The organism is Streptosporangium amethystogenes subsp. fukuiense, assembly GCF_042665875.1.
In the GTDB taxonomy this organism is placed as follows: Bacteria; Actinomycetota; Actinomycetes; order Streptosporangiales; family Streptosporangiaceae; genus Streptosporangium; species Streptosporangium fukuiense.
On sequence record NZ_JBHTEE010000001.1, the window covers coordinates 6005464 to 6018145 of the forward strand.

The window sequence follows — 12682 nt, forward strand, 5'->3', positions numbered from 1 at the left end:
TTCGGGGAGACCGGCCCCTGTCGGAACCGGCCCGCGAGAAAGCTCTCGCCCCGCACCCCCGGCAGCGGGCGGCGAGTCTCCCCGCCACCCGTACCAAAGTGAGTGCTGGGCTACTCGCCCCGCACCTTCGCGACGATCTCCTTGGCGATGTGCGCGGGCACTTCCGCGTAGGAGTCGAACTGCATGCTGTAGCTCGCGCGTCCCTGCGTCTTGCTACGGAGGTCTCCCACGTAGCCGAACATCTCAGAGAGCGGCACGAGCGCCTTGACGATCCGGGCGCCGGAGCGCTCGTCCATCGCCTGGATCTGTCCGCGACGACCGTTGAGGTCACCGATGACGTCACCCATGTAGTCCTCGGGCGTGGTGACCTCGACGGCCATCATCGGCTCCAGGATTACGGCGTCCGCCTTGCGCGCGGCCTCCTTGAAGGCCATCGAGCCGGCGATCTTGAAGGCCATTTCGGACGAGTCCACCTCGTGGTAGGCACCGTCCTGCAGGGTGACCTTGACCCCGACCATGGGGTAGCCGGCGAGAACACCGAACTCGGCCGCCTCCTGGGCGCCCGCGTCGACCGAGGGGATGTACTCCCTCGGGATGCGGCCACCGGAGACCTTGTTCTCGAACTCGTAACCGTCGTTGCCCTCGCCCAGCGGCTCAATGTCGATGATGACCTTGGCGAACTGGCCGGAACCACCGGTCTGCTTCTTGTGGACGTAGTCGACCTTCTCCACCTTGCGGCGGATGGTCTCCCGGTAGGCCACCTGAGGCCGGCCGATGTTGGCCTCGACCTTGAACTCGCGGCGCATCCGGTCGACGAGGATCTCCAGGTGGAGCTCGCCCATACCCCAGATGACCGTCTGCCCGGTCTCCTCGTCACGACGGACCTGGAAGGACGGGTCCTCCTCGGCCAGACGCTGGATCGCGGTGCCCAGCTTCTCCTGGTCGCCCTTGGTCTTGGGCTCGATGGCGACGCTGATGACCGGCGCCGGGAAGTTCATCGACTCCAGGACCACGGGGTGAGCCGGGTCGGCCAGGGTGTCACCGGTGGTGGTGTCCTTCAGGCCCATGACGGCGACGATCTGACCGGCGACGGCCGACCCGCGCTCCTCGCGCTTGTTGGCGTGCATCTGGTAGATCTTGCCGATCCGCTCCTTACGGCCCTTCACCGCGTTGATCACGGCGGTGCCGGTCTCGAGCGTGCCCGAGTAGATGCGGATGTAGGTGAGACGGCCCAGGTGCTGGTCGCTCATGATCTTGAATGCCAGCGCGGAGAACGGCTCGTTCACATCCGCGTGGCGCTCGATGATCTCGTCTTCCTTGCCGACCGCGTGGCCCTTGAAGGCCGGGATGTCGGTCGGGGCGGGAAGGTAGGCGACGATCGCGTCGAGCAGGGGCTGAATGCCCTTGTTCTTGAACGCGGTGCCGGTCAGGACCGGGTTGATGGCGCTGCTCAGCGTCGCGCGGCGGATGGCCGCGACCAGCTGCTCCTCGGTGGGCTCGACGCCCTCCAGGAAGAGCTCCATCAGCTCGTCGTCGTTCTCGGCGACCGTCTCGACCAGCTTGTCACGCCACTCGCGAGCGGCCTCGGCGTGCTCGGCCGGGATGTCGACGGTCTCGTACATCTCGCCCTTGGCCGCCTCGGCGCTCCAGAGCAGACCCTTCATCTTGACCAGGTCGATGACGCCCTTGAAGTCGGCCTCGACGCCCCAGGGAAGCTGAAGAACCGCGGGGGTCGCGTTCAGGCGGCTGATCATCATGTCGACGCAGCGGTGGAACTCCGCGCCGACCCGGTCCAGCTTGTTGACGAAGCAGATCCTGGGAACTTCGTAACGGTCGGCCTGACGCCACACCGTTTCGGACTGGGGCTCGACGCCCGCAACGCCGTCGAACACGGCGACGGCACCGTCGAGGACGCGGAGCGAGCGCTCCACCTCGATCGTGAAGTCCACGTGACCCGGCGTGTCGATGATGTTGATCGTGTGGCCAAGCCACTCGCAGGTCGTAGCAGCGGAGGTGATGGTAATACCACGCTCCTGCTCCTGCTCCATCCAGTCCATCGTGGCTGCGCCCTCGTGGACCTCACCGATCTTGTAGTTGATACCGGTGTAGAACAGGATGCGCTCAGTCGTCGTGGTCTTGCCCGCGTCGATGTGGGCCATGATCCCGATGTTGCGGACCTTGGCCAGGTCAAGAGCGGTCGTGGTGGCCACTTCTCTCGCGTCCTCGTCGTCTCGTCGAAGCCGCTGTTACCAGCGGTAGTGGGCGAAGGCCTTGTTGGACTCGGCCATCTTGTGGGTGTCCTCACGCTTCTTGACGCTTGCGCCGAGGCCGTTGCTGGCATCGAGCAGTTCGTTCATGAGGCGCTCGGTCATGGTCTTCTCGCGGCGGGCCCGGGAGTACTGCACCAGCCAGCGCAGGGCCAGAGTGGTGCTGCGCGCGGCGCGCACCTCGACCGGGACCTGGTAGGTCGCGCCACCGACACGGCGGCTGCGGACCTCAAGGGTGGGCTTGACGTTGTCCAGCGCGCGCTTCAGGGTGACGACCGGGTCGTTGCCGGTCTTCTCCTTGGCACCTTCGAGGGCGCCGTACACGATGGACTGAGCGATGGACCGCTTGCCGTCCAGGAGCACCTTGTTGATAAGCGCGGTGACCAGGGGCGAGTTGTGAACCGGGTCAGCCATGAGCTGACGACGGCCAGGAGAACCCTTGCGAGGCATTCTTACTTCTCCTTCTTCGCGCCGTAACGGCTACGGGCCTGCTTGCGGTTACGGACACCCTGGGTGTCGAGCGAACCACGGATGATCTTGTAGCGAACACCCGGCAGGTCCTTCACACGACCACCGCGGACGAGCACGATGGAGTGCTCCTGGAGGTTGTGACCGACACCGGGGATGTAGGCCGTGACCTCGATACCGTTGGTGAGCCGGACACGCGCGACCTTGCGGAGGGCGGAGTTCGGCTTCTTGGGGGTCGTGGTGTAAACGCGCATGCAGGTGCCGCGTCGCTGAGGGCTGGCCTTGAGCGCCGGGGTCTTGGTCTTGGTGACCTTGTCCTGGCGGCCCTTGCGGACCAGCTGCTGAATCGTGGGCACCGCGTCTCCGTTCGTGCTAGCCGGTTAATCGAATGTCGTGCATTTTGCAGGTGCTGCCGGTGTCATGACCTGCGGTTCTTTCATCCCCTCCGACCCACGCGGTCGGGCGTGTCGCGCACTTGTCACGCCACAACCCGGTCAAGGCCGGTCCGGTGGAGGAGGCCATGCGGCGCCCCTGTCGATTCCCAGCGGGAACCTGTCCGACGCACACGCATGAGGGCCCATGAAGACATGAGCACGAAGGGCAAGACTACCCAGCCGAGCGCAACACGTCAAAACGGCCGCACCCGTAGGGCACCGCTCCGGGCGCCCGCATTCGTGTCATGACTCCCACGACCGGTTTCCGACCGACCGCTTTCGGGTCCACGTCGAGTTTACCCGTCGCAGAGCACTTCTCCGGCCGTTCTCTTCATTAACGTACGGCTTTCGCCGCAACATTCCGGTCAAGAAAGGACCACACCCACCCGTCACGGACGTGAACACGGTGGAAAGGCAACGGCGCCCGGCCCCCTGCCGGGGACCGGGCGCCGTCTGCGATCACTTAGCGGTTGTACTGACCGAAGTCGTACTCCTCCAGCGGAACGGCCTCACCGGAGCCCGAACCGAAGGTGTAGTCCGCCGCGGAGCCGTCATAGCCGCCGACCGTGTACATCGCGGCCTTGGCCTCCTCGGTGGGCTCGACCCGGATGTTGCGGTACTGCGGCATGCCGGTACCGGCCGGGATGAGCTTTCCGATGATGACGTTCTCCTTGAGGCCGAGCAGCGAGTCCGACTTGGCGTGGATCGCCGCGTCGGTGAGCACTCGGGTCGTCTCCTGGAAGGACGCCGCGGACAGCCAGGACTCGGTGGCGAGCGAGGCCTTGGTGATACCCATCAGCACCGGACGCCCGGAGGCCGGCGTGCCGCCCTCCGCCACGCACTCGCGGTTGATCCGCTCGAAGCGCGGCCGCTCGACGAGCTCGCCGGGCAGCATGTCGGCGTCGCCGGACTCCAGCACGTTCACGCGCTTGAGCATCTGCCGCACGATGATCTCGATGTGCTTGTCGTGGATCGACACACCCTGCGAGCGGTAGACCTGCTGGACCTCCGCCACGAGGTGCAGCTGCACGGCCCGGGGGCCGAGGATGCGCAGCACCTCGTTGGGGTTGACGGCACCGGCGATCAGCTGCTGGCCGACCTTGACCCGCTGCCCGTCGGAGACCAGCATGCGCGAACGCATCGACACCGGGTAGGCGACCTCCTCGGAACCGTCGTCCGGGACGATCACGATCTTCCGGGTCTTGTCGGTCTCGTCGACGCGGACCCGGCCCTCGGCCTCGCTGATCGGGGCGACGCCCTTGGGGACGCGCGCCTCGAAAAGCTCCTGGACACGGGGCAGACCGTGGGTGATGTCGGCGCCCGCCACACCACCGGTGTGGAAGGTCCGCATCGTCAGCTGGGTGCCGGGCTCGCCGATCGACTGGGCGGCGATGATGCCGACCGCCTCGCCGACGTCCACGAGCTTGCCGGTCGCGAGCGAGCGGCCGTAGCAGGTGGCGCAGACACCGATCTTGGCCTCGCAGACGAGAGCGCTACGGGTCCTGACGGTCTCCACTCCGGCCTCGACCAGGGCGGTGACGTGGATGTCGTTGATGTCGACGCCCACCGGCACGATGATCTTGCCGTCCACCTCCACGTCCTCGGCGAGGATGCGGCCGTGCACGTTGCTCTCGGCGTTCTCCGCCTTGACCAGGTTGCCCTGAGAGTCGCGGTCGGCGACGTGCAGCGGGACGGCGCGGTCGGTGCCGCAGTCGATCTCGCGGACGATGACGTCCTGCGCGACGTCCACCAGACGACGGGTCAGGTACCCCGAGTCGGCGGTCCGCAGCGCGGTGTCCGCCAGACCCTTCCGCTGGCCGTGGGTGGAGATGAAGTACTCCAGCACCGACAGGCCCTCGCGGAACGAGGCCTTGATCGGGCGCGGGATCGTCTCGCCCTTGGTGTTGGACACCAGACCACGGATGCCGGAGATCTGCCGGACCTGCATCAGGTTTCCTCGGGCGCCCGACTGAACCATCATCCAGACCGGGTTGGTCTTCGGGAACGCCTTCTGCATGTCGTCGGTCACGTCACTGGTCGCGTGCGTCCAGATCTCGATGAGCTCCTGACGACGCTCCTCGTCCGTGATCAGACCACGCTCGTACTCGCGCTGGACCTTGTCGGCCCGGCGCTCGTACGTCTCCATGATCTCGGACTTGTTCGGCGGCGCGATGACGTCCTCGATGGAGATCGTCACACCGGCCCTGGTCGCCCAGTAGAAACCGGCGTCCTTGAGGGCGTCGAGCGCGGCCGCGACCTCGACCTTGGGGTACTTCTCGGCGAGCTCGTTGACGATGACCGACAGCTGCTTCTTGCCGACCTGCGAGTTCACGTACGGGTAGTTCGCCGGCAGGGTCTGGTTGAACAGGCACCGGCCCAGAGTGGTCTCCAGGCGGTAGCTGTCACCGGCCTCCCAGCCGTCGGGGCCCGCCCAGCCGCGGGGCGGCGGGACGTCCCCCCGCATCCGGATCTGGATCGGCGACTGGATGTCGAGCTCCCGGCGGTCGAAGGCCATCAGCGCCTCCGACACCGAGCCGAAGACCCGTCCCTGGCCGACGCCGTTCTCGTCCTCGTCCTTGATCGTGGTCAACGAGTAGAGGCCGATGATCATGTCCTGGGTGGGCATGGTCACGGGCTTGCCGTCGGCCGGCTTCAGGATGTTGTTCGTCGACAGCATCAGGATGCGGGCCTCGGCCTGCGCCTCGGCGGACAGCGGCAGGTGCACGGCCATCTGGTCGCCGTCGAAGTCCGCGTTGAACGCGGTGCAGACGAGCGGGTGGATCTGGATGGCCTTGCCCTCGACCAGCTGCGGCTCGAAGGCCTGGATGCCCAGGCGGTGCAGGGTCGGCGCGCGGTTGAGCAGCACGGGGTGCTCGGTGATGACCTCTTCGAGGACGTCCCACACGACCGGGCGGGCACGCTCGACCATCCGCTTGGCCGACTTGATGTTCTGCGCGTGGTTCAGGTCGACCAGGCGCTTCATCACGAACGGCTTGAAGAGCTCCAGCGCCATCTGCTTGGGCAGACCGCACTGGTGCAGCTTCAGCTGCGGGCCGACGACGATGACCGAACGGCCGGAGTAGTCGACTCGCTTGCCCAGCAGGTTCTGGCGGAACCGGCCCTGCTTGCCCTTCAGCATGTCGCTGAGGGACTTCAGGGGGCGGTTGCCAGGGCCGGTGACCGGGCGGCCGCGGCGGCCGTTGTCGAACAGCGCGTCGACGGCCTCCTGGAGCATCCGCTTCTCGTTGTTCACGATGATCTCGGGGGCACCGAGGTCGAGAAGCCGCTTGAGGCGGTTGTTCCGGTTGATCACGCGACGGTACAGGTCGTTCAGGTCCGAGGTGGCGAACCGGCCACCGTCGAGCTGCACCATGGGGCGCAGGTCCGGCGGAATGACCGGGATGCAGTCAAGGACCATCCCGTTGGGCGAGTTGCGGGTGTTCAGGAACGCCGACACGACCTTGAGACGCTTGAGCGCGCGGGCCTTCTTCTGGCCCTTGCCGCTGCGGATCGTCTCGCGCAGGTTCTCGGCCTCAAGGGCGAGGTCGAAGTTGGTCAGGCGCTCCTGGATGGCCTGGGCGCCCATGCCGCCGCGGAAGTAACGGCCGAAGCGGTCGCGCATCTCGCGGTAGAGCAGCTCGTCGCCCTCAAGGTCCTGGACCTTGAGGTTCTTGAAGCGGCTCCAGACCTCGTCCAGCCGGTCCAGCTCGCGCTGGGCCCGGTCACGCAGCTGCCGCATCTCGCGCTCGGCGCCCTCACGTACCTTGCGGCGCTGGTCGCCCTTGGCGCCGGCGGCCTCAAGCTCGGCCAGGTCGGTCTCCAGCTTGCGCTGGCGAGCCTCGATGTCGGCGTCACGGCGCTGCTCGACGTGCTGCCGCTCGACGGAGATCTTCGCCTCCAGCGACGGCAGGTCACGCTCGCGCATTTCCTTGTCGACATGCGTGATCATGTAGGCCGCGAAGTAGATGACCTTCTCGAGGTCCTTCGGGGCCAGGTCGAGCAGGTATCCCAGACGGGACGGGACACCCTTGAAGTACCAGATGTGCGTGACGGGCGCGGCCAGCTCGATGTGGCCCATCCGCTCACGACGCACCTTGGCGCGGGTCACCTCGACGCCACAGCGCTCACAGATGATGCCCTTGAAGCGGACGCGCTTGTACTTACCGCAGTAGCACTCCCAGTCGCGGGTCGGACCGAAGATCTTCTCGCAGAAGAGTCCGTCCTTCTCGGGCTTGAGCGTCCGGTAGTTGATGGTTTCGGGCTTCTTCACCTCGCCGTGCGACCACTGGCGGATGTCGTCGGCGGTCGCGAGGCCGATCCGAAGCTCGTCGAAGAAGTTGACGTCGAGCACTTGTAATCCCCTCCTCAGCTTCTAGATCAGACCTCTTCGACGCTGCTCGGCTCACGCCGGGACAGGTCGATGCCGAGTTCTTCCGCGGCGCGGAAGACGTCTTCGTCGGTGTCGCGCATCTCGATGGACATGCCGTCGCTGGAGAGCACCTCGACGTTCAGGCACAGCGACTGCATTTCCTTGATGAGCACCTTGAAGGACTCCGGGATGCCCGGCTCGGGGATGTTCTCGCCCTTGACGATCGCCTCGTAGACCTTCACCCGGCCCAGAACGTCGTCGGACTTGATGGTCAGCAGCTCCTGCAGGGCGTAGGCGGCGCCGTAGGCCTCCAGTGCCCAGACCTCCATCTCACCGAAGCGCTGGCCACCGAACTGGGCCTTACCACCGAGCGGCTGCTGGGTGATCATCGAGTACGGGCCGGTCGAGCGGGCGTGGATCTTGTCGTCGACCAGGTGGAGCAGCTTCAGGATGTAGATGTAGCCGACCGAGATCGGGTGCGGGAACGGTTCGCCGGAGCGGCCGTCGAACAGCCGGGCCTTGCCGTTCGCGCCGACCATGCGCCCGCCGTCCCGGTTGACCAGGGTGTTGTCGAGCAGGCCGACGATCTCCTCCTCGTTGGCGCCGTCGAACACCGGCGTGGCCATGTTGGTGCGCGGGTCGACCTCCGCGAAACCCTTGTCGCGCAGCCGCTCGGCCCAGGCCTCCTGGACACCGGAGATGTCCCAGCCTCTGGCCGCGATCCACCCCAGATGGGTCTCCAGGACCTGGCCGACGTTCATCCGGCCGGGCACGCCCAGCGGGTTGAGGATGATGTCGACCGCCGTGCCGTCCTCCAGGAACGGCATGTCCTCCACCGGAAGGATCTTGGAGATGACACCCTTGTTGCCGTGGCGGCCGGCCAGCTTGTCACCGTCGGTGATCTTACGCTTCTGGGCCACGTAGACGCGGACCAGCTCGTTGACCCCCGGCGGGAGCTCGTCGCCCTCCTCGCGGCTGAACACCCGCACCCCGATGACCTTGCCCTGCTCACCGTGCGGCACCTTCAGCGAGGTGTCACGGACCTCGCGGGCCTTCTCACCGAAGATCGCGCGCAGCAGCCGCTCCTCGGGGGTCAGCTCGGTCTCTCCCTTGGGGGTGACCTTGCCGACGAGGATGTCGCCGGGCACGACCTCGGCGCCGATGCGGATGATGCCGCGCTCGTCGAGGTCGGCCAGGACCTCCTCGGAGACGTTCGGGATGTCCCGGGTGATCTCCTCGGGGCCCAGCTTGGTGTCGCGGGCGTCGACCTCGTGCTCCTCGATGTGGATCGAGGACAGGACGTCGTCCTGCACCAGGCGCTGGGAGAGGATGATCGCGTCCTCGTAGTTGTGGCCCTCCCACGGCATGAACGCCACCAGGAGGTTCTTGCCCAGGGCCATCTCACCGTCGTCGGTGCAGGGACCGTCGGCGACGACCTGGTTGACCTCGATCCGGTCGCCTTCGGCGACGATCGGCTTCTGGTTGAAGCAGGTGCCCTGGTTGGAGCGCTTGAACTTGGCGACACGGTAGGTGGTACGGGTGCCGTCGTCGTTCATCACCGTGACGTAGTCGGCGGAGACCTCCTCGACCACGCCCGCCTTCTCGGCGGTGATGACGTCACCGGCGTCGGTCGCGGCACGGTACTCCATGCCGGTGCCCACCAGCGGCGCCTCGCTCTTGAGCAGCGGCACCGACTGGCGCTGCATGTTGGAGCCCATGAGCGCGCGGTTGGCGTCGTCGTGCTCCAGGAACGGGATCATCGCGGTCGCCACCGACACCATCTGGCGTGCCGAGACGTCCATGTAGTCGACCTCGTTGGCGCGCAGGGACTCGAACTCCCCGCCCTTCCTGCGGACGAGCACCCTCGGCTCAAGGAACGTTCCGTCAGGACCGATCGGCGTGTTCGCCTGGGCGATGACGTACCGGTCCTCCTCGTCCGCGGTCAGGTACTCGACCTGGTCGGTGACCCGGCCGTCGACGACCTTGCGGTACGGGGTCTCGACGAACCCGAAGGAGTTGACCCGGCCGAAGGAGGCCAGCGAGCCGATCAGACCGATGTTCGGGCCTTCCGGCGTCTCGATCGGGCACATCCGGCCGTAGTGGGACGGGTGCACGTCGCGGACCTCGAAGCCGGCCCGCTCACGGGAGAGACCACCGGGGCCCAGCGCGGACAGACGACGCTTGTGCGTCAGGCCGGCGAGCGGGTTGGTCTGGTCCATGAACTGCGACAGCTGGGAGGTGCCGAAGAACTCCTTGATCGAGGCCACCACCGGGCGGATGTTGATCAGGGTCTGCGGCGTGATCGCCTCGACGTCCTGGGTCGTCATCCGCTCGCGGACGACACGCTCCATGCGGGCCAGGCCCAGGCGGACCTGGTTCTGGATGAGCTCGCCCACCGTGCGAAGACGGCGGTTGCCGAAGTGGTCGATGTCGTCGGTCTCGACGACGATCTCACCGTTGGCGCCGGGCATCGACACCTCGCCGGCGTGCAGCCGGACGATGTACTCGATGGTGGCGACGATGTCGTCCTCGGTGAGCGTGCCCTGGGTGATCTCGCTGTCGACCCCGAGCTTCTTGTTGATCTTGTAACGGCCGACCTTGGCCAGGTCGTAGCGCTTGGAGTTGAAGTAGAGGTTCTCCAGCAGCGTCTGCGCCGACTCCTTGGTCGGCGGCTCGCCCGGGCGCAGCTTGCGGTAGATGTCCAGCAGCGCGTCGTCCTGGCCGGCCGTGTGGTCCTTCTCCAGGGTCGCCCGCATGGACTCGTACTGCCCGAACCGCTCCAGGATCTGCTCGCTGGTCCAGCCCAGCGCCTTGAGCAGCACGGTCACGGCCTGCTTGCGCTTGCGGTCGATGCGCACACCGACGCTGTCGCGCTTGTCGATCTCGAATTCCAGCCAGGCACCCCGAGACGGGATGACCTTGCATCCGTAGAGGTCCTTGTCCGAGGTCTTGTCGACGCTGCGGTCGAAGTAGACACCCGGGGACCGGACCAGCTGGGAGACCACGACACGCTCGGTGCCGTTGATGATGAATGTGCCCTTGCCGGTCATGAGCGGGAAGTCGCCCATGAACACGGTCTGGCTCTTGATCTCACCAGTGGTGTTATTGATGAACTCCGCCGTGACGAACATCGGGGCGGAGTAGGTCATGTCCTTGTCTTTGCACTCATCGACTGAGTACTTGGGCGGCTCGAACCGGTGGTCCCGGAACGACAGGGACATGGTCCCGGAGAAGTCCTCGATGGGACTGATCTCCTCAAAGATCTCTTCGAGGCCCGACTGGGCCGGAACGTCCTTGCGCCCGGCCTGGCGAGCCGCCTCGACCCGCCCCTTCCACTTCTCGTTGCCGAGCAACCAGTCGAAGGACTCGGTCTGAAGAGCGAGAAGATCAGGAACTTCGAGCGGCTCCTGGATTCGTGCGAAAGACACACGACGGGGACCGGCGGGTACGGCGAAGGCGTTGCGCGAGGCTGCCAACAGATGTCCTTCCGAGGGCTCGCGGCGGACTGACTACACGCACGCCAGACGACCATGCATCAGAGCACCAAAAGAAGCGGGTCGTCAAAGGGCAGCGCAAAGGGGCAGTGTAGCCGAACGGCACACACCTGTCCACCTCAGTCTCACTGCAAGCTCCACGTTGGTCGCAGCATCGCCCGTCAGAGCCGAAACGTCAAGCCCGGGAGCTGACATTTCGGCCGGGAAATAGCCGAGACCCTGGGAGTTTTCCCACCGGGTGACCTGCGCACACCCCAGGATCCAACACGATGTCCGACCTGGTGCGGCTGACGCTGAGTCACCCGGCGGTTCGATCGTCAGCCTGTGGTTCGACTGACGATCGACGCTGCCGTGGCAGGTGTACCCAACCTCGGACCCATCCCAAACCAAGGCTTTACTAACAATTGAATGAAGCGACGCGCCGATCATGGCGACGGAGGGTCTCCGAGCAGTGTGGAGAGCTCGGCGACGAACCAGCGAGAGTCCTTCTTGACCATGATGAACCTGGCCCGGTTCTGGCTGACCTGGCGGCGCGGTTCCTTCTCCCCCTGCGGGGTCTTCACGGTGCTCATGTTCATGAACAGCAGCACCTGGACCCGGCCGGAGTCGCCGGACTCCACCGACTCCACGCCCGCCCCGATCACCGTCGCCTGCTGCACGGCTTTCTGCTCCCTGGCCTGCGCGGCCATCCCCCTGGTCAGCTGCCTGTAATGCAGGCTGAGCGCCCCGGTCGTGTAGCCGCCCGCCCGTGCGAAATCCTGTTCGATCGTACGATAGTCATAGGAGAGCATGTCGGAGGCGACCGACCGGGCCGCGGCGAGCGCCTCCCGTCCCGCCCTCTCGTCCGCGCGCAGCCTGCTGAGATCTGTGAACATGATCCAGACCACCGCCGCGAGCGCGAGCGCCACAACGGCCATGAGTCCGACCGCCAACCGGGAGACGCGCGTCACGGCACCAGCTCCGCCTTGGACACGAGCCAGGCTCCCCCGACCCTGGTCACTTCCATGTTCCACCGGTGGAACTGTTCCCGTGGAGCGTTCTTACTCCCGTCCCACCGGATCACCTCGTCGCCCACCACCATCACCTGGGCCGTGTCCCCCGCCAGCGAGACCAGCCCCAGGGCGCGCAGCGCGCCCGCACGGAGGATCTTGTCCTTGATCGTGCTCTCCCGGCGCTCCGCGGCGGTTCTGACGTACTCGGCTCTGGCCTCACCCGTGGAGCCGTCGAGGATTCGCTTGATGTCGGCGTCGACGCTCCGGTATCCGACGGAGAGCAGATGCACCGCGTGCGCTCCCGCCGCCCGCGTCGCCGCCTGTCTGTCGTCCGCCGCCGCCTGGGCGTCGCGCAGGTCGGTGCCGATCCAGAACGCGGCGACGAGCAGCATCGCGATCAGCACTCCGAGCACCGGTGCCGCACCCCTGGGCGTGCGACGGGGGCGGCGAGGGCGAGCGGCGTGCACTGCCATGCGTTCTCTCCCATCGCACGGTCCGCGGAACGCGAGCCGGTGAGCGCGGCTTTCCCGCACCGGGACGGCATGCTCCCCGATCGCCGGATCATAACCCGCCGCGCAGATCCGCATACCAGCCTTTGCTCACCTGCTTCGGGCCGTTTCGCCCAGCGTTTCGCTCCGTGCGGTGAACGGCGGGACGC

Annotated in this window: 7 protein-coding genes; all 7 read right to left on the reverse strand. The window is 66.4% G+C overall.

Going from position 1 to position 12682, the window contains the following annotated elements; translation table 11 throughout:
- Positions 1-110 precede the first annotated feature (110 nt).
- Entirely contained in the window at positions 111-2159 is a 2049-nt protein-coding gene (gene fusA, locus ACFQVD_RS25695) for an elongation factor G (RefSeq protein WP_386274379.1), read from the reverse strand.
- Between the two features lie 87 nt (positions 2160-2246).
- A complete protein-coding gene (gene rpsG, locus ACFQVD_RS25700; protein WP_012887827.1) occupies positions 2247-2717 on the reverse strand; it encodes a 30S ribosomal protein S7 in 471 nt (156 codons plus the stop codon).
- Positions 2718-2719: 2 nt separating this feature from the next.
- A complete protein-coding gene (gene rpsL / locus ACFQVD_RS25705) occupies positions 2720-3091 on the reverse strand; it encodes a 30S ribosomal protein S12 (RefSeq protein WP_012887826.1) in 372 nt (123 codons plus the stop codon).
- Between the two features lie 541 nt (positions 3092-3632).
- Positions 3633-7520: a DNA-directed RNA polymerase subunit beta' gene (locus ACFQVD_RS25710; protein WP_343968351.1), complete on the reverse strand. Its 3888-nt coding sequence runs from the start codon at positions 7518-7520 to the stop codon at positions 3633-3635.
- A gap of 26 nt (positions 7521-7546) precedes the next feature.
- Positions 7547-11014, reverse strand: a complete 3468-nt coding sequence (gene rpoB / locus ACFQVD_RS25715; protein ID WP_343968353.1) for a DNA-directed RNA polymerase subunit beta — start codon at positions 11012-11014, stop codon at positions 7547-7549.
- 443 nt (positions 11015-11457) lie between these two features.
- The gene (locus tag ACFQVD_RS25720; protein WP_343968355.1) at positions 11458-11982 is read right to left on the reverse strand and encodes a hypothetical protein; all 525 of its coding nucleotides are present in this window, start codon (positions 11980-11982) and stop codon (positions 11458-11460) included.
- Positions 11979-12497: a hypothetical protein gene (locus tag ACFQVD_RS25725; RefSeq protein WP_343968357.1), complete on the reverse strand. Its 519-nt coding sequence runs from the start codon at positions 12495-12497 to the stop codon at positions 11979-11981. Before ACFQVD_RS25725 ends, ACFQVD_RS25720 begins: the two co-directional genes overlap by 4 nt.
- Between the last annotated feature and the right edge of the window lie 185 nt (positions 12498-12682).